Genomic DNA, 17,375 nt, shown 5'->3' with positions numbered 1-17,375 from the left:
GGTAAAGCTTAACTGTTCAGAAGTACTGACAGCATTAATACCTGCCAAACTGAGAAATTGCGCCCATTCAGGGTTTGCATCTTTTTCGATTTTTGACAAAAGGCTACACCTTTTGCTGATAGATAGCGCCCTTACCAGGGCTGGATTTATACTTGTGCTTTATTGACTTAAGATTATTAAGCTTATATGCATAGAGAGCGTTGGGAAGTATCTAAGGATCAAGTGTAAAACCTGTGGAGTAAATAGATTGGAAAGTAAAACAAGTAATATGAAACTTGCCACTGAAAATCAGGAAATCGAGCCCACTATTGTTTTATACTAGTTTGCCTACTGCTTTTGCCTATTGTTATTAATAGTTGTCGTATCTGATTCAGAGCCGAAAAGAAGCATCTCACCGGAAATTCTAACTTACCTCCTATTCCGTTCTAATCCTGAAGGTCGAAAACCTGGGCATACTTGATCAGCTCGACAAATGAGTTGGTGTGGAGTTTTTTGTTAATGTTTTTACGGTGCTGTTCAACTGTTTTGCGGCTGATGCTTAACTCTTTGGAAATCTGAGGATTATTCATTCCTTTCGATAAAAGGCTTATGATCTCGATCTCTCTGGAAGTGAGCTGCTTGAACTTGTTATAATTACTCAAATAGAAAGCCTCTTCATCCGCCAGCCTGCCTATCTTTTGCCTGAGGTAGTGAATGTCTGACAACGGCTGCATCATTACGATCATTTCGCCCAAGGCCACTGATTTTTTTGCAGAGATCAGACAGAGCTTGTGTTCAGATTCTGATGGAAACCATACCCTTTGCAGGTCATGGTAAACATCTTCCGGATCTGATTTGGTCAAATACGGTTTTAACTGCGCTAAAAATTCCTTTAAAGCCGTATTTTGATTCGACCTTGACAACCAGCTTTCATTGATGTATAGAAAGCTCTTCGACTGAATGTTTAACCATTCGAAGCCAACGGGGTTAAGATATTCCAGTGTTAGATCTGATTTAATAATGCAAAAGATGCAAGGCAACACCTCTCCTACTTCATAAATGCCATGTCCCCCCTCCTGCAGCCAATGATCTATCACATGCAGATTAATACCTGGTAAAGCCAACTTACCTTGCATGTATACTTTTTATATTTAACTGAAAATATAAAAATATGTATATTAAAATTAAGATGTAGGACTAACTGACGATGTACATTACATTGTATTTATTTAATAAGGCTTATTATTTTTCAATTAAAAAGCCTTTCAAATCCGTATTATCGTTTAAAAATCACCAATATCAACCAATATCTTACATGAGGTATCAGTTTTATGGTATCTTTCTTAACATTTTCTTTTTGCTAATTCATCCAATAAAGCCTGATAATTCAGTTGTAATTGTAGTACTTCGCATCATCCTATGGGTTGAGGGCATCTGACTTCCGCTATTATTCATCACCCTAATCGCTGTCGACCAAATACTCCGGCTCGAACACGGTCATCAATGCGCTGAGTATGCCGCTGAAACTAAGAAGCTCCTTACTCAGTGGATGCCAGGGTGATATGTCTTCCAGCATCTTTAGTTTCTTCAACATCAGGTTTTCTCCCGAAGAAGTATCAAATGGCTTCCTGAAAATAGAGAAGAACATCTGTAGCCTGTCAGATTTGTCAATTTTGCCATTAAGCTGTTTTCTGAGACATTCGGATTTATAGAAGAACCAATCCTGATCATTAAGGCGATAGATGCAGATAAGCTCCAGGATCCTGAGCATTAATAGCTCCCTCTGATCTTTAATGGCATTGGCTATCCTGGAATTGGCCAGCTTTATAACCTCCTTGAGCTCTCCTTGTTGATAAAAATGATATGCGGTGTAGTATCCCCATTTTCCTTCAAACATTTCCTTGTCAGAAGCTATCAATATGTGTTTTACTTCCTGCAATATCTTATTCTGCTCTTTGGTATTGAATGTACGGAGGGCAATAATGTACTTTAACTCATAAATCACTGACTGCCATGGCAGCGTTTGTTCCAAATGCCTCTCTGCTTGCGATAGGAAATTGCCTGCTTCGTCGAAATTCCTGATGCAAACAGATGCCTTGGCCAATTCGAGGTTTGTAAGTCCGATGCAAACATTGTTGGTATCCGGCTGCTGCTCAAGCCACTCTAGCAGGGATGCAAGCTGCAGGTGTGCCACTTCAAAAAGGCGCTGGTGAAACAATCCATTGATCTCGTGCAACTGCCGCATGAAACCAGCATCAGCACCGGGTATTTGGTCATTAATGATCAGTTGGATCAGGCTACCGCGCAATCCAAAATCGCTGTTATGGTCTTTCATCACTGATTCTATAAGGTATTGTTTTAAATATTCATTGATGCTGAGGTCGCTGCTCAGGTTTCTGATATAACTACGGGATGTATTCACGGATGGAGCCTCGAACGGGAAGTACCTGTTTTGCAGATCCATGGCTTCACAATAGATAACTGTTAGGTGCTGCTTTTCTGCTATGAAAAGCACTTCTTCCAGCATCTGCCGGGCATGGTCTTCCATACCCCTGTCCAGCAGTATTTTTACGCAGTAAAGCTTTTTATAGCACGACATCTCTTCACAAAACCGCTCATCTTCTCTTTTGGTATGATGAAAAGACAATAGAAAATCGTACAGGCTCTCACGAAGCCGCTTGCTCAATTGGTAATAGTTCTGCCGGGAGTACTTCTGGGCTTTTACAAATTGCCTGAAATCTGCGTGCCTTTTGCTCCTTAGTGCTGCTTCAAACAATTGCCGTTTCTTGTTCTCTCCATCCCGTTTCTTCGACAGAAACAGCCTTTGGAAAGCCCGGGCTTCCTTATCTGAGAGGTTTTTTACTATAGCGAATAGTGACTTCAATTTATGGGGTATCTGATCCTGAAAACCTGTAATGCCAACTATAGGTCTCCCTGACCGGTTTAGGTCTTTTTATTTTGATACCCCCAAATTACAAAGGTCACCGGTGAGTTTGTAGGGGAAAAACCCCCATATTGTAAAGGAAAAATATCTTTCGAGTACCCATCAGTAACAGTAAAATATTGATATAACTGATGGAATGGTACTCAGACCTCCCACTATGTGTTGAGGAAACCTGTCAGGACTTGCCACCTTCCTTTTTGCTTTTACTTGCTGATTGCAACACTGAGACTGTTGAAGGCAGATGAACAAGAAATTCGGATCCCAGACCCGCCGAGGATACCACATCAATGCTTCCGTTGAGTTTCTCAACTGCTTTTCTGGCAAGGTATAGCCCTGCGCCCAAGCCTGGGGAGCTTGAGGCTACTTTATAAAACATTTTAAATATCTTACCCATCTCCTTGTCGGGAATACCAATACCGTTATCTTTTATGCTTATATAGAGATGTTCCCAGTTTTCAACAGCGCTAATGCTTACGATCTTTCTACGCTTTTTATCATCAGAGTACTGAATTGCGTTGTCGAGGATATTCCTGATAATGATTTCCAAAAGCTCTCTGTTGATGTAGACAAAGTATTCTTTCTTTACACTTACCTCGATCTCTACGCCTATCATGGTGGCCAGTCGTTTTCTTTTTCTGGCGATACCTTCTACCACCTGCCATAAATTAAGATATTCCATTTTCTCAGGGTTTGACGCATTATTAAAGGTGCCGATGTTTTCAATGGTTTTATCCATGGAGGCGATGCAATAATTAAACCAGGGTAACTCATTTTTTATATTAACCCGGGTGCGTTTACTGCCGGGCCTGAAAAGAATAGTGAGCAATAATTTAAAATGGTACAACCTTCGGTAAACATGGCGATGAAAAATGTAAAGTAAAATTTCTTTCAAATTGAAGTACGCATTTCCCGGAAACAGTTCTTCATTTCGTGAATAGATTAAAGCCGCAGTTTTCATAATAGACAGTATTTGATGATTTCTATAAATTATAGAAATTATCAATTCGAAACATCAGAGGGATACTGATTTTGATTTTCGGGGTAATCCCTGAATTTCAGCAACTTGTGTATTAAATTATGTCTATAAGTGATCCTCCGGCCATGGGCAAAACACTGTACCTATAACTGCCTGCGTGCAAAAAAGACTGTCGTCGGAACATAGCTTTCCGATAGTACAATATCTTCATCATTTCACTCCATGAACTGCATTTAATACCATTTACAGGGCCTTCCGAAACTAAAAAAGCCAATCCGCAATTAAGCAGATTGGCTTTTTTGGATTTAGTAATATGTTATTGGTGATCAGAAACCGAATACTTTTTCCATTTCAAAGCCCAAAGTGATAAGAAATTCAACCCGGCTGTTAGTGGGTTCTCCATCATAGAAAAGTTCAAGATTATCTTTAGCTTCAAGGTAGCGTACTTCTGCTCTGAGATAGGCCTGCTCCACAGGTCTGTACTCTGTACCTAGTGTTGCCCCAAATAGTTCAAGGCCTCTCTGTGCCCCACTATTGTCTGTTATTAAGCCGGTCACGAATCCACTTTCATCATTGATCAGTTCTCCCCTACCTGTTATTGACCACTTTGGATTGAACTGGTACCGGGCCGTCACCAGCCCTCCAAACAAGGTGGCATTGTCCTCAATATCATCAATATTTGAATTGGTTTGGGTGGCATAATCCAGGCCGATGGTCAGGAATACTTCATCTCCCCAGTTCTGGTCAAGGTAAACATTATGGTAAAACCTCCTTTGCTTAAGCGGAAAATCATCATCATTTTCCCTTCCATACAAGTTGGTGTAGGTGATGGAGGTATTGTCTGAGATATTGTAATTTACAAGTACCCCAACCGATTTAGAATCATTGTTGTCAACAAAGCTATGATATCCGTTGAGTACCCAACCTTCCACATACAAAGCATCTGTAGCGTCCCAGCTCAGTTTAGCACCGGATTGGAAAAAGGGTTCATTGTAGGTCAATACTGCTATGGAACTCAGGTTATTGTTCTTGGGCAGGAAGCTCTCTGTACCCAAATGTGTGGAGAAAAAACCTGCATCCAGCCAAAGGCCTTCGGTAAGCTTCATTCCTACGTTAGCAGCCTGTAAGTATTGGTAGTCACTATCCCAGGTAGCCAGGGGTATGTCTCCTGCATGGAAGATCACTTCACTGCGGATGTGATCATTTTCAAAGTTCAGGCCGATCTGGGCTATGTTTACTCCCAATGAATTGTCTCGCGCTCCCACAGCGGTATATGGCTGAAACTCTGTCTGAGGCGACTGGGTGTTATGCATTGCTGAGTAAGCATCGACATAACTGCTTATGGTCAATTGGTTGTTTTTAAGACTGTCCTGCGCTTTGGCTATAGAAATTGTTCCTGCCAACATTATGGTCAGCAGCTTTAAAGTGTTTTTCACTTGATTTGTAGTTTAATTAAGTTGTTGTTGTTTATTAAGATTAAGACTGCATCATGACGGCTTTGATCTGCTTCACGACCTCAATATGATCCATGCCGAAGTCCTTCCAGGCCAGGTTCAACTCCTTCATATCAATATGCTTTACAATAGTACCGTACTCGGCATGTTTACCATCAATGGTTGGGTAACCGATCACGTAGATACTATCTGCAAGCTCGACGGCAAGTTCGATATCATGTGTGGAGTAAATAATGGTATTAAATTCATGCATAGAGGTGATCAGGCTAAAGGCGTTTTTCACGTCTTCTATGTTCCCTACATCAAGCCCTGAAAACGGTTCATCCAAAACCATGTAATGCCCTGAGCAAAAGATCTGCTCAATGATAGCGGTCCGCTGTCGCTGTCCACCGGAGAGTTCGCAAGGGTATTGGTCTTTAACTTTCTCAAGTCCCCATTCTGACAGGTAGGTCATGATCTTTTCATGCTTTTGCTCTTTGGTCATGTTTTCTTTCAACCTTAAAGCAAACATGAGAGACTGGTACACTGTCTTGTTCCTAAACAAAGTGTATTTCTGGTCTACAAAACCAATATCACCTTCTTCAACCTCCTTGGCATCATTTTCTGCATCTGTTGAGGTGTCCGCAATTAGTATTTTGCCGGTTGTAGGCTTGATCAAACCGGTCAATGCTCTGAATAAGGTTGATTTTCCCCTGCCGGAACGCCCTACTACAGCAACTACCTGTCCTGTAACATTATCTTTTCTGATGACGTCTTTCTCGACAAAATTTATATCTTTTATTACTGTTTTTTCACCATATGCCACACTAAGGTTTTCTACATACAGCAAAGTATTTTGCATGCTATAGCCCATACAAACTTATATTTTAGAATATCTGAAAAATGTTTTTCTGAGGTAGTTAAGAATAAAGTCTATGGAAAGACCTACTACCAGTATTACAATTTGCAAGGCAATGATACGGCCGTGGTTCATAAACTTATCAGAGTTTTTGATCAAAAAACCCAGGCCTCCGGCGGCCACCAGAATAGATTCCACGGTAACAAGCATCATCCAAACTATGGCCAGGTTTTGCCTGATCACTTCTATAACATGGTCAATCCGACCCTTCACTACCACTTCCCAAAGCACTTCCCAGCGGTTACATTGAAGCGAACGGGCATGGTCAAACTCCTCCTGTGCTATGGCACTCACCATACTCAAAAGCGAAGTGGTAAGGTAGGTACTCATAAACACTACTAATACCCAGACCTGCATCGTTCTGGCGTCGCTGATGATAATAGCCAGGTAAAAGGTGATCCCTGTAAGCGGCAAATACCTGAGTTTGCTCAAAGCATTGGCTATTGGGGTGATAACGGGTATAGTGGACAAATAGGACAGTATCAATGAAATAGTGACCGCAATAACAATAGCCACCAGACACAGCCACAGCGAGCTTCCGATATGCACGACCAATCCCTCATTATAAAGCTCAGTAAAGCCTCTCAGTACCTGCGCCGGGGATGGGAACAGGTGCCTTTCGCCCATACTTGAAATAAACCAGAATGCTAAAACAGCTATGACCCAGGATGCGATGATCAGGAGCCGGCTGTTTCTTCCAATGTTTTCAAAGGGTTTAAAAATTTCTTTCATATTATGTTTAATAAAAAATAAGGGCTATCTCCAAAGCCCGGGAATTGCTTCCGCAGGATTTTGAGATAGCCCAGATTATTATAACATGCCTATTAATTCAATAAACTAATCACTACACGTCTGTTTTTAGCTCTTCCGGCAGCAGTAGTATTGGTTTCCACCGGCTCATCTTCTCCTTTTCCTATTACAGACTGGAATCGCGACTGCGGTATACCTTTACCTCTAAGGAAGTTAACTACTGACTGTGCCCTTCTTTGTGAAAGGTCATAGTTAGACTCAGCAGACCCTGTATCATCGGTATGTCCTTCCAGTCTCAACTTAGTATCCTCAGCCTGAATTAGCAGGTTGTAAATGGTTTCCAATGTCTGGGCAGAAGAAGCTGAAATGTTGTCACTTCCTGTATCAAAATTGATATTCCACTCGCCTGATGCCATTACCTTATCTGCTTCTTTCGAGTAATCAGCTTTATAAGCAGACCCTGCATCGATGTCGTTGATGTTCTTGATGAAGAACAGGTTGACGGCCTCGTCATAAGGCACTACCCTTTTAACTGACTCATTGAAGCCAAACGGGTTCAATTCAGTCAGGTAAGATGACACCTGATTGTAAACAGCTTTGTATCGGTTTACACCATCAGTGATACCGTAATACTGCATTACATCGGCATAGTTGAATACCCTTGAACCACCCATGTTGTACTCAATACCGTTTTTGTTGCCCTTCATACCTTTGAACATGTCATACCAGTACTTAGGTGTTTCCAGGTCATAGGTAGCTGCTACTGCCTCAGAAGCTCTTACTCTCCACTCATCGTATTGTTTCATCTGGTTAGAAGCAGTCAGAGCAGATTTAAGGATATTGCTAATAATATCAGGGTGCTTCACCGCCCACTCTTTTACAGCGATGACTGTAGTTGCCATTTGGTTGTTGAACTCTCTGGTAGAAACTACATCAGTAAAACCGCTCAACTCATCAAAAACTTTCTTATCACCAGGTGTCCATGTAGCACAGCCGTCTATTTTCTTGTTGATAACCTGTCCGGTAAGTTTCCCGTTCTTCACTTCTTTCAAAGGAACAGTCCACCCTGACTTCTGAGACTTGATAAGCTCTTCGGCAGATTTGATATAGTCATCATCCTGAGATGGATAGAAGTTAACAGCCTCAGGATCATAAGTGCTAACGTCCGGATTTACTTTCAAACCATTGGCAAATGCATAGTTAACCGCAGTAACCCAGTCACCATCACCAAGTACGGCTGAAATAAGCGCGCCTTTCATACTTTTAGGGTCAACCTTCCAGCTTGGAGGCCCGATCAGCTTATCTTCACCATAGCTAAGGCCTACAGCCCCCACTACCTGTACGTGGTATTTATCTTTTCCAAATTTATCATCTAAAGCCTGTTGCATGGTACTGATGTAAAATGGCGCTCCATCACCCATCATCATGATCGCAAAGGCACTCTTATCAGCATCAGGAAATTCCTCTCCTCTGTCAAACTCTTCGATAAACTTCATTTGCATATTTCGAAGCTCTGATAACCAGTCCTGACGGATGATTTCCAGGTTCACCCCGTTCTTTTCCATCAATGATCCTTCTGTTGTTTTCGGCCCTCCATTGGCTACAATAATACCTGATTGCGCATTCCAGGCATAAGCTGCCATTCTCACCAAAGGTTTGTTTTTAACTTCGCTTGAGAGGTCTGTATCCGGCAAAGGCATTTTTTCGGCCGTAGTGACGTTATCAACTTCTTCTTTGTTCAGGTTAAGCTGGTCAAGTTGCTTTGATTCACTTACCCGCAGCCCGGGAGAATAGTAGTACACGGCACTTAAAATACCTCCCAGCACAACAATTACAATTATCAGTTCTGATAATGTAGTAAGTTTCGACGTTCGTAAAATTTTTCCCATTGTAAATTGTAGTATTAATAATTAATCAAACATGTTACCGAACCCACCACCTGCAAGTTTATCTTCCTGTGTCAATTTATAGTTCGGGTTATTATATTTTTTAGATTCAGGCACATAATCCTGGCCTGTTTTTATTTTGTCAGCCAGGGTATCCAACTGAGAGTACAACTCGTCACTGTCCACATCGTATTTGGATGTAAGCATATCAATGTCCGAGAGGTTCTCCTGGGTCTTGGCTATATCGATGGCTATGGTTTCGGTTACCACATCCAGAGCATACTCAAGCTCCCAGTCTTTGGTAAATAGCATGGCCGACTTGGCTCCATCGGTAGCGGCCTTGGCTGTTTTGGCAAACTCATACTCTTTTTCCAGCATTTTGATGGTAACTTCAAAGTCACTGATCTTAATGTCAATCGCGGTACCAGCCAGAGTCAGTTTTCTATCCAGTTTGCCCATCACATTGGCCCGGCTTCCATATTTCTGCACAAAGCTTTTACTTTGCTCCAGTTGGTGCGATATCCTTTGTGATTCGGACAGTTTTTTAGCCAGCGCACTGTGTAGCTCTACATATTCGTCAGTGTCTTTTCCGGCATTACCTTTCTCGGCCACTATCCGTTCCATTTCTCCTCTGATCTTCTGCGCCTGCTTTTGAAGGTTCACTACATGGTCCTGAAAATCTTTGGCTTCTTTTTCTGCCTTAAAGGCTTCTGCCTCCATGGTATTTTTCAGAGCCTTTATTTTTGCCTTGGAGTCTTTAAAAACTTTTCTGTTTTGTAACATTTTGGCTTTTTGCTCCTGTAACTCTCCAAAAGGATCATGTCGGATCAGTGATTTATGAATTGCCCTGGTTGCCCTTCTTAGTCCTTTAAATATTACAGGTAGCATCATCACAAAAAATATGAGGAATACAGCCACACCGGCAAGGGCTATCACCTGCCCCAGGGCCGTAAACAACGGTGGCAAAATATAAACCCATGCAGCATAGCCCAACCCAGCGAAAAGTGCTATTTTGAGCATCAGGTTCAACGTTTTCTCCCCACTTCTCCAGTTTTTCGGGTTTAAGGAGACCTCTCCCTTCTCGTCGTCAAAATGTTTCAGAATTGGAAGATCCAAAACATGACTTTTTGATTCTTTAAGATCCATTTAATTATACTTATATGTTGTTTTTGATACCTTCTACCACGGTAGTAATTGTTGCCAGAAGCTTTGTCCTTGCGTTATCGTTGGCTACGATCTTCTGGTCAATTTCCTCAACCTCAGCCATCAGGTTGACATCGAGGGACTGTAGTTCATTTCTTTTGGCGCTTATTTTATTTTGAATCTCCATTAGCTGCTTCTCCAACGCAGAGATCTCTGCTGTTAAATTCTCCTTCTGGGCAGCTTGTGTGTTTTGCAGCTCAGACTTTTTAGCATTTCCCTGGGACTGGTATTGCTTATGGACCTTTTCAATTTCATTGATATAGAAGTTTGCCTGGGTAAGCAGTGTATCTTTATTCACCTTATTGTCCACCCCCTGTGCCATGGTCAGAGCCATTTTATATACGGAAGGTTCGTTTGAACCCACGGCTTGTATGGCTTTAAAAAATTCATAGAAATCATAGCCTGGCCTATTTAATGAATCAAATCCGGCCTCATACATCTCTACAATGGTGTCGAGGATGTTTTTGTCAACAGCACCACCTTTCGGAGGATGAGCCGGAAATTTTGTGTTTGATGATTTACCTGATGAGGAACTTGGAAAGGATTGAGTCCTCGATTTTGGTTCTTCTGCTTTTTCAGGGGCACTTTCCTTTTTAGGTTCTTCTTCATTTATGAAGAGGCTTTTCCAGTTGAATTTGTCGTTAGCCATTTAAAAATATATTTGCTGAGTGATTAAATTAAGCTCTGGTTAGGATAAGGTTTAGGGGGTAAATTTATACGAATTTTTATGATTATTATTCGGTAATCCTTTTTTTGTTACAAACATTAATTCAAAATATACACAAAACAAAGAAAACATATAACTATACAGATGTATTACAATATTTGCGTCAATATTATCATTTGAAATACTTACGAGGCAACTACTTTGTAATGCGTGCCCAGGCTACTCTAATTATAATTAGTAAAACAGCAAACACCACCAGCAACTGGGTAAACCCACCAAATAAGAAAATCCCAAAATATGTCTTTTGTAACACAAATACAATAGAAAAAGCCACACATATCATGATCATCAAACCGGACAGCCTGTCAAAACCCGGTATCCTTCTCATTGGCACTTTTTTGTTCATAATAACCAGCGTCAATATCATGGCAATCACCGGCACAAAGTAAACCACGACATTAACATTAAGCAGGTCTGCTTTCAGAATAAATAATGAATACAGGAGGATAATTGCAGAGAGTATTCCCGGCACCGTTACCGCGTACACTACAGCGCTAAGCGGATACTTTACCGCATCAAAATTACTATCGCTTACGATAGCTATCAGTATAAGTGTAAGTACCAGAAATACACCAAAGTAGCCCAGTACAGCCGTTTGGTTTTCCCCAAACCAATTGATCAAATCCTGAAGGGTCATTTATAGTTTTTTTTAATTGTTAATCAGTTATGTCCGTTACTTTTCTTCGATGTCCTCTTCATCCTCAAAAACCACGATTTCCTTTACTGTTTTAAGTATCTCGGGGATATCTTCCTCGGTCAGTGTTTTCAGGAGTTCCTCGGTAACAGGTACAACGGATACTATCCTGTTGGCCTGCCTCTCAATAATTTTCTCGAACAGGTTCCTCATGGTACGGGCATTCCCAAACCCTCTGTGCCTTTTCTCGTGTACTCTTTCCAGTATCTCCATAAGCTTTGCCTCAGCGTCCTCAGTGAGTACAAAATCGGCTTTTTTTACATACAGCTTAAAGATCTCCATCAATGAATTGACAGCGAAATGATCAAATTCAAAATAGCGGTTAAACCTTGACTGCAGTCCAGGATTGGACTGGATAAATATCTCCATTTCGTCAGGATAACCAGCTACAACCACCACCATTTCCCCCCGGTGGTCCTCCATTCGCTTTAACAGTATTTCTATGGCTTCATTACCGAAGTCGTTAAGTCCTCCGGAGGTCAGCGAATAGGCCTCATCAATAAACAATACACCTCCTTTGGCGCTCTTTATTACCTCGTCAGCTTTTAAGGCTGTTTGCCCTACATAACCCGCCACCATGCCGGCACGATCTGTTTCTACCAAATGTCCGTTTTCAAGATAGCCAAGGTGCTTATAAATGCGGCCAAGCAGTCGTGCAACGGTGGTTTTTCCGGTACCCGGAGGCCCCATGAATACAGCATGTAAAGAATTGTTGACGGTTTTCAGGCCTTTTTCTTCCCGCATTTTCTGCACCTTTAGAAAATTGGTAAGGTCTTCAACATTCTTTTTTATATCCTGCATACCGATTAGCTCATGGAGCTCGGCCAATACAATTTCAAGTGTATCATTGTCAGGCACTTCATTATAAGCGGCTTTATCAATAATAATTTTAGGACTGTTGGCCTTTTCTGATATTTCCTTCAGCAATTCGCTGTCTTTTTTGGAGATCCTGTTATCTGCTTTGGCTATTAAGGAAGCCAGCCGGGTAAGCAGAGAGGCAACGGGTTGAAAATATTCACTCCTTATTTTTAAAAGTATAGCAGGTAAAATAAACTCATCTTTCATTTCTTTAACAGGCGCAAAAAATGAGGTCTTCCTGATAATGCTAATGTTCTCTTCAAAGCGTGGTGAGTGTATCATATCATTGAGCCGTGAGATACCATACATCTCACTCAGGTCTTTACCTTGCATCTGTTCGTACAGATAAATTAATATGAGCTTTGCCTTTACCGGAATAGCATGCTGATCAGGTCGAAGTACTGAAAAACGATTAAAAATATTAACTATATCATGCAGCAGAATGTGCTGCGGCTTATATTGTATATTGCCAGATTGCTCGTCAACCATAGAGGGTACGGCGGCAGCAAAATCTTTATCCCGATCCAGTATTAGACATGTCTCATATGCTTTTCTGCTTTCTCCGGAGAGCATTTCAATGTATTCGGCAGAAACCGGCGTAGCCACATGTCCATTTTCTTTTTTCATGTATATGCTTTTGTTTTTTTATAGTCACATAGAAGACCATAGCATTCTGATCCCTGCCCCTACGGTACGAAAATATCTTTATTATTCATTCTCGGTTGATATGGCTTGGCTGCATGGTCATTTCATGGATATATATTTAAAAAATCGAGGCAATATAATAATTAAATAGTAATATTTTCATCTACAATTTCTATTGATGGACTGTTGGCCCTGTACTTAAGGTAAAGTTCTATGGTTGTACCCCTCCCCACCTCACTTTTCACCTTTATCTCCCCGCCCAATGCATCCATTTGAGTTTTAACCAGAAACAAACCTATACCCCGGCCTTCTACATGAAAATGATAGCGCTTATACAACTCAAACATAGCTTCCGTATAAGGTTCTTCTATGCCAATGCCATTATCAGAAACTGACAGACAAACTTTCCCATCCACAAGTCTGGTTTTAACGGTTATTACCGGCTGTCGCTCCGGGTGCCTATATTTAATGGCATTGCTGATCAGGTTGAAAAGAATACTCTGCATATAGGGTTTGATGGAAAAGATGGTCTGCACCTGGTCAACTTCTGTTTTGATAACGACATTGTGCTGGCTGATTTCTGCTTTAAGGTTGTCCTTTACATAGTTGATCTCTTCAGGAATGTCAACGTGTGTAAACACCTCCATGGAGAATGTCCTGATGTTGAGCACAGCATTCAGGTCTTCAAATATCAAACTTAGCTCCTCGCTGGCTGCACTCAGCTTTTCGAGTATAAACTTCAATTCTTCCGGATTGCTCTGTTTCTTCTCAATAAGCTGCCCAAGTCCTGCAATCCTGGCCACGGGTGCCCGGAGGTTATGGGCTGTAATAAAGGCATACTCCTCCAATTGCTGAATGTATTGTACCAACTCTCCCGTGCGCTTCTGCACCTCTTCTTCAAGCTTTTCATTCTGGCGCATGATTTCGTCACGCTGTTGCTCGATGATCTTTTTAACTTCTTCAAGTTTTTGGTTTTGTATGGCAATAGCATCACGCTGGGTGCTTATTTCTTCCTGGTGCTGGGTCAGCTCATCATTATAAGCCCTTAAAGTTTCGTTTGATTGGTTGAGCTCCTCATTTTTCTTTTCGATGATCTCCTTTTGCCTGTTGAGCATTTTGTTGTCCTTCTGCTTTTGGTAAATGGTATAGCTCAAACCGATTAGGGACATCAGAAAGAAGGTCAATATGATAATGAAAGTGTTGCGTTGATTAACTTTTTTCTGAATTTCCAAAGCTTTCTCTTTTTCCAGAAGGGACATACGAATCTTGTTACGTTCCTGCTCGAAGGCCTCTCCCAAATTGTTAACTACTTCCAGCAGAGAAGCGTGGCCATCTTTCAAAACGGTCTCCCTGTAATTGCTCTTATCCACTACCAATGGGTCCATCAGGATGGTAGGTACCGCAATGCTGTCATTATGCCTGATCACATCAGCTCCAGGGTCTTTCCGGTTAACCAGAGCTACAGCCATTTCTGCTGCTGCATATGCCAGTGGCTTGATCGGCTTATAGACAGTCATGGTCTGGTTACCGGCGATCACATTACGAATACCGGCCAGGTCGGCATCCTGACCGGAGATGAGCACTTTACCTGCATACCCTGAGGGTAGCGCCTGGATCACGCCGCTGGCCAGGGCATCATTGGCTACCAGTATCACATCTGGTTTTTCGCGCCCTGACTTGTAATAAAGTGTTACTTTCTCGAAAGCATCCATCTGGCTCCAGTTGTCAAGTACAACATCATCTACAATCCGGATTTTACCCATATCTATATGTGGCTGTAGGATCTCCAACTGTCCTTTTCGAAAAAGGATAGCATTATGATCGGATGTAGGCCCATTTATCAGTAGGTAATTTCCCCGCGGCACTTTTGATACCATATATTGGGCCTGCATCCGGCCTACTTTGAGGTTGTCGTATGACAGGTAAACAGCAAGATCTTTGCTTAGAATAAGGCGGTCGTAGGATATAACAGGAACACCGAAGCCCCTGGCATAACGCACTATAGAGGCTGCCCTGTCCGCATCCAGAGGTACAATCACCAATACTTCCACACCTTCTTCGATAAGCTTTCGCGCCTGCTCAGATTGCTCATCAGGGGTATATGCAATTTTAACAATGCATTCACCACCCAAATCGCCAATACGGTCAACAAATAACTTCTGGTCAAGATACCATCTGGAACTGACGTAACTGCCTAGAAGTAACCCCACCTTCTGCGATATGGCTGAGGCACTTACAAAGCTCAAAAGCACGATGATCAGCATCCTGGAAAACAATATCTTCATAATTAAGCCACCTTATAAACAACATTTCAACCCGATCAGTGTCGTATATTATTATCTATCTTTTAACCATTTTACAGCTTCATCTTTATTGGTAAACAGTCTTGTTGGTTTTAAAGGTTTATTGGCACCCAGGAAAAAATTACCGATGATCCTGCCTAACGGGCTGGTAACCATCAAAGCGCATTTGGTGAAAATTTCGGCATGTTCAGGGCCTGAAAAATGCTTTCGGCAGTCATGCGTCATTTTAACAACATTGGTAAGATCACATAGCATGGGCACAGGCTTACCATTGACCAGTTCAGCCCCTAGTCTGGTACTAAGCTTCCCATCTTCTAAAGTCATGACCGTATTGGGCAGGCACTCTATATATAAGATGCCATCCGTGTTGAGAATAAACTTTATTTTATCTGTTTCGCGCTGCATCATTGTTTCGGGTATCAGGTAAATTTCATACTTGTTTAAGCCATTTCAACCCCTCTTCTTTGCTGGTAAACAACTTAGTCGGCTTTAGGGGCTTGTTCAGGCCAATAAAAAAATTACCGATGATCTTACTAACCGGGTTAGTCACTATTAAAGCACACTTACTAAAGGTCTCTGCATGTTCCTTTCCAGAAAAATGTCTCCTGCACTCCTGGGTCATTTTAACCACGTTTGTCAGATCGCACAAAAGCGGTAAAGGTGTATAATCCACCATTTCTGCAGATATCCTTGTACTTTCCATTCCATCTTCCAGGGTCATCACAGTATTGGGATTACACTCTGTTTGCAGAATATTGTCATCCCGTAGTGTAAATCTGATCTTGGCTGTTTCCCGGTATTCCATAGTGGTTGAGTATTTAATCATCCATTGCTTTAGCCGTCTCCACTGACTCGCCATGTTTAGGCAATGTAAAATGAAATGAGGCTCCTTTCCCCTGCTCCGACTCCACCCATATACGCCCACCTCCTGCTTCCACAATACGTTTAACGGTAGCCAGGCCAACACCCACACTGCCCGCTTTATAGGAAGGCTCTATTTTATTGAAAAGCTCAAATATTTTATCATGGTATTTGGATTCAATCCCCGGGCCGTTGTCCTTGAACGTAATCTGGTAGTACTTACCGAGGTCCTTCGACGAAATTCGAATTTTGCACCTGGCCTTATCGGAATATTTGATAGCATTGTCGAGCAGGTTTCTAATGATCTGGATACTGGATGTTTTGTTATAAAAGATGTTAGGGAGTGTGCCTTCAACTACAACGTCAGCCCTTCCCACAACATCGTCAAGTTCCATAACCTCCCGGAGCAGCTCGTTAAGATCAATTCGCTCTTTTGTTATTTCCCTGGCTTGTACCACCGAATAGGCCAGGATCCCTTCTACCAGGCTCTTCATTTTTTCGTTCATCAGCTTGAGCTTATTGATGCAGGTTTCCACATCACTGTCCTTCTCAGGCTTTAAGGTCAGCTCGAGTAGCATCAGTAACCCTGATTGATTGTTGAGTGGGGATTTAAGGTCGTGAGCTGTTGTGTGGGCGAATTGTTCAAGCCTGTCATTCAACTCATCAAGCGTGTCGCGCGCTACCATTTGGGCATTCAGCTCCTCGCTAAGCATGTTCAGCCCAAGTGCTATGGCGTCGATCATATCATTGCGATCGCTTATCTTCAGCACCCGGGAAAAATCAAGCGAAGCCATGCTTCCTATCATATCCAGAATATCGCTTAACCTCTGTTCGTTATCCTGACCATCCATAGCTCAAAGCTTTATGACTGACCTAAAGTAGCTCTAATGTAATATAGAAAAAGTTACATTAATAAACACTTTATATCTGGCATATCTCAGGGTAAAAACGTCTTGCCCGGACTGATCAACGACACATATGCGCACCAGAAAGATGCGTGGCTATTATTTCACCTTAATCTTATGAATATGTTTTTCTACAAGTTGGTCAAGTTCCTTCTTGTCAAAGCCGAGCTTTGCGCCTACTGTATTGATGAGTTTATGCTCCGCGGGGGCAAAATCGCCATCAACCATGGCCAGCTTAATCATATCCTCAAGCTGTTTTTCTTTTTCCACCTGGTTCTGAGGAATCAGGTAA

At 41.9% G+C, this 17,375-nt stretch carries 16 protein-coding genes; all 16 read right to left on the bottom strand.

The features are described 5' to 3' along the window. Positions 1-425 precede the first annotated feature (425 nt). On the bottom strand, positions 426-1,115 hold the full coding sequence (locus E1163_RS14275) for a helix-turn-helix domain-containing protein (RefSeq protein ID WP_155172944.1): 690 nt from the start codon (positions 1,113-1,115) through the stop codon (positions 426-428). Between the two features lie 323 nt (positions 1,116-1,438). Beyond that, the gene (locus tag E1163_RS14270) at positions 1,439-2,863 is read right to left on the bottom strand and encodes a hypothetical protein (RefSeq protein ID WP_155172942.1); all 1,425 of its coding nucleotides are present in this window, start codon (positions 2,861-2,863) and stop codon (positions 1,439-1,441) included. A gap of 235 nt (positions 2,864-3,098) precedes the next feature. After that, a complete protein-coding gene (locus tag E1163_RS14265) occupies positions 3,099-3,881 on the bottom strand; it encodes a sensor histidine kinase (RefSeq protein WP_155172940.1) in 783 nt (260 codons plus the stop codon). Positions 3,882-4,225: 344 nt separating this feature from the next. Further along, the gene (locus E1163_RS14260; RefSeq protein ID WP_155172938.1) at positions 4,226-5,335 is read right to left on the bottom strand and encodes an outer membrane beta-barrel protein; all 1,110 of its coding nucleotides are present in this window, start codon (positions 5,333-5,335) and stop codon (positions 4,226-4,228) included. 40 nt (positions 5,336-5,375) lie between these two features. After that, complete coding sequence (locus E1163_RS14255) at positions 5,376-6,206, bottom strand: ATP-binding cassette domain-containing protein (RefSeq protein WP_155172936.1); 831 nt, start codon at positions 6,204-6,206, stop codon at positions 5,376-5,378. A gap of 6 nt (positions 6,207-6,212) precedes the next feature. Beyond that, a complete protein-coding gene (locus E1163_RS14250) occupies positions 6,213-6,983 on the bottom strand; it encodes an ABC transporter permease (protein WP_155172934.1) in 771 nt (256 codons plus the stop codon). Positions 6,984-7,075: 92 nt separating this feature from the next. Then, positions 7,076-8,890 (bottom strand): OmpA family protein, encoded by a 1,815-nt coding sequence (locus E1163_RS14245; RefSeq protein ID WP_155172932.1) that lies wholly within the window; start codon positions 8,888-8,890, stop codon positions 7,076-7,078. A 21-nt stretch (positions 8,891-8,911) separates the two neighbouring features. Continuing rightward, the gene (locus E1163_RS14240) at positions 8,912-10,033 is read right to left on the bottom strand and encodes a hypothetical protein (RefSeq protein ID WP_155172930.1); all 1,122 of its coding nucleotides are present in this window, start codon (positions 10,031-10,033) and stop codon (positions 8,912-8,914) included. A 10-nt stretch (positions 10,034-10,043) separates the two neighbouring features. Then, positions 10,044-10,739, bottom strand: coding sequence for a coiled-coil domain-containing protein (locus E1163_RS14235; RefSeq protein WP_155172928.1), 696 nt, complete (start codon positions 10,737-10,739; stop codon positions 10,044-10,046). A gap of 214 nt (positions 10,740-10,953) precedes the next feature. After that, positions 10,954-11,454, bottom strand: a complete 501-nt coding sequence (locus E1163_RS14230; protein ID WP_155172926.1) for a hypothetical protein — start codon at positions 11,452-11,454, stop codon at positions 10,954-10,956. Between the two features lie 36 nt (positions 11,455-11,490). After that, positions 11,491-12,996 (bottom strand): AAA family ATPase, encoded by a 1,506-nt coding sequence (locus tag E1163_RS14225; RefSeq protein WP_155172924.1) that lies wholly within the window; start codon positions 12,994-12,996, stop codon positions 11,491-11,493. A 161-nt stretch (positions 12,997-13,157) separates the two neighbouring features. After that, a complete protein-coding gene (locus E1163_RS14220; RefSeq protein WP_155172922.1) occupies positions 13,158-15,299 on the bottom strand; it encodes a sensor histidine kinase in 2,142 nt (713 codons plus the stop codon). A 51-nt stretch (positions 15,300-15,350) separates the two neighbouring features. Continuing rightward, positions 15,351-15,725, bottom strand: coding sequence for a DUF7793 family protein (locus E1163_RS14215; RefSeq protein WP_246223687.1), 375 nt, complete (start codon positions 15,723-15,725; stop codon positions 15,351-15,353). Positions 15,726-15,747: 22 nt separating this feature from the next. Next, the gene (locus E1163_RS14210; RefSeq protein WP_155172920.1) at positions 15,748-16,122 is read right to left on the bottom strand and encodes a DUF7793 family protein; all 375 of its coding nucleotides are present in this window, start codon (positions 16,120-16,122) and stop codon (positions 15,748-15,750) included. Between the two features lie 13 nt (positions 16,123-16,135). Further along, on the bottom strand, positions 16,136-17,029 hold the full coding sequence (locus E1163_RS14205; RefSeq protein ID WP_155172918.1) for a sensor histidine kinase: 894 nt from the start codon (positions 17,027-17,029) through the stop codon (positions 16,136-16,138). A 153-nt stretch (positions 17,030-17,182) separates the two neighbouring features. Further along, a partial coding sequence (locus E1163_RS30575) for a TerB family tellurite resistance protein (protein ID WP_221418001.1) occupies positions 17,183-17,375 on the bottom strand: 193 nt, incomplete at its 5' end.

Origin of the sequence: Fulvivirga kasyanovii, from assembly GCF_009711405.1 — a bacterium.
GTDB classification, from domain to species: domain Bacteria; phylum Bacteroidota; class Bacteroidia; order Cytophagales; family Cyclobacteriaceae; genus Fulvivirga; species Fulvivirga kasyanovii.
This window is presented reverse-complemented; position numbering and strand designations above follow the sequence as displayed.

Coding starts and splice junctions, on each gene's coding strand:
- E1163_RS14215 (WP_246223687.1), bottom strand. CDS start 15,725: ATGATGCAGCGCGAAACAGATAAAATAAAGTTTATTCTCAACACGGAT.
- E1163_RS14230 (WP_155172926.1), bottom strand. CDS start 11,454: ATGACCCTTCAGGATTTGATCAATTGGTTTGGGGAAAACCAAACGGCT.
- E1163_RS14225 (WP_155172924.1), bottom strand. CDS start 12,996: ATGAAAAAAGAAAATGGACATGTGGCTACGCCGGTTTCTGCCGAATAC.
- E1163_RS14210 (WP_155172920.1), bottom strand. CDS start 16,122: ATGGAATACCGGGAAACAGCCAAGATCAGATTTACACTACGGGATGAC.
- E1163_RS14250 (WP_155172934.1), bottom strand. CDS start 6,983: ATGAAAGAAATTTTTAAACCCTTTGAAAACATTGGAAGAAACAGCCGG.
- E1163_RS14275 (WP_155172944.1), bottom strand. CDS start 1,115: ATGCAAGGTAAGTTGGCTTTACCAGGTATTAATCTGCATGTGATAGAT.
- E1163_RS14235 (WP_155172928.1), bottom strand. CDS start 10,739: ATGGCTAACGACAAATTCAACTGGAAAAGCCTCTTCATAAATGAAGAA.
- E1163_RS14245 (WP_155172932.1), bottom strand. CDS start 8,890: ATGGGAAAAATTTTACGAACGTCGAAACTTACTACATTATCAGAACTG.
- E1163_RS14265 (WP_155172940.1), bottom strand. CDS start 3,881: ATGAAAACTGCGGCTTTAATCTATTCACGAAATGAAGAACTGTTTCCG.
- E1163_RS14240 (WP_155172930.1), bottom strand. CDS start 10,033: ATGGATCTTAAAGAATCAAAAAGTCATGTTTTGGATCTTCCAATTCTG.
- E1163_RS14220 (WP_155172922.1), bottom strand. CDS start 15,299: ATGAAGATATTGTTTTCCAGGATGCTGATCATCGTGCTTTTGAGCTTT.
- E1163_RS14205 (WP_155172918.1), bottom strand. CDS start 17,029: ATGGATGGTCAGGATAACGAACAGAGGTTAAGCGATATTCTGGATATG.
- E1163_RS14255 (WP_155172936.1), bottom strand. CDS start 6,206: ATGGGCTATAGCATGCAAAATACTTTGCTGTATGTAGAAAACCTTAGT.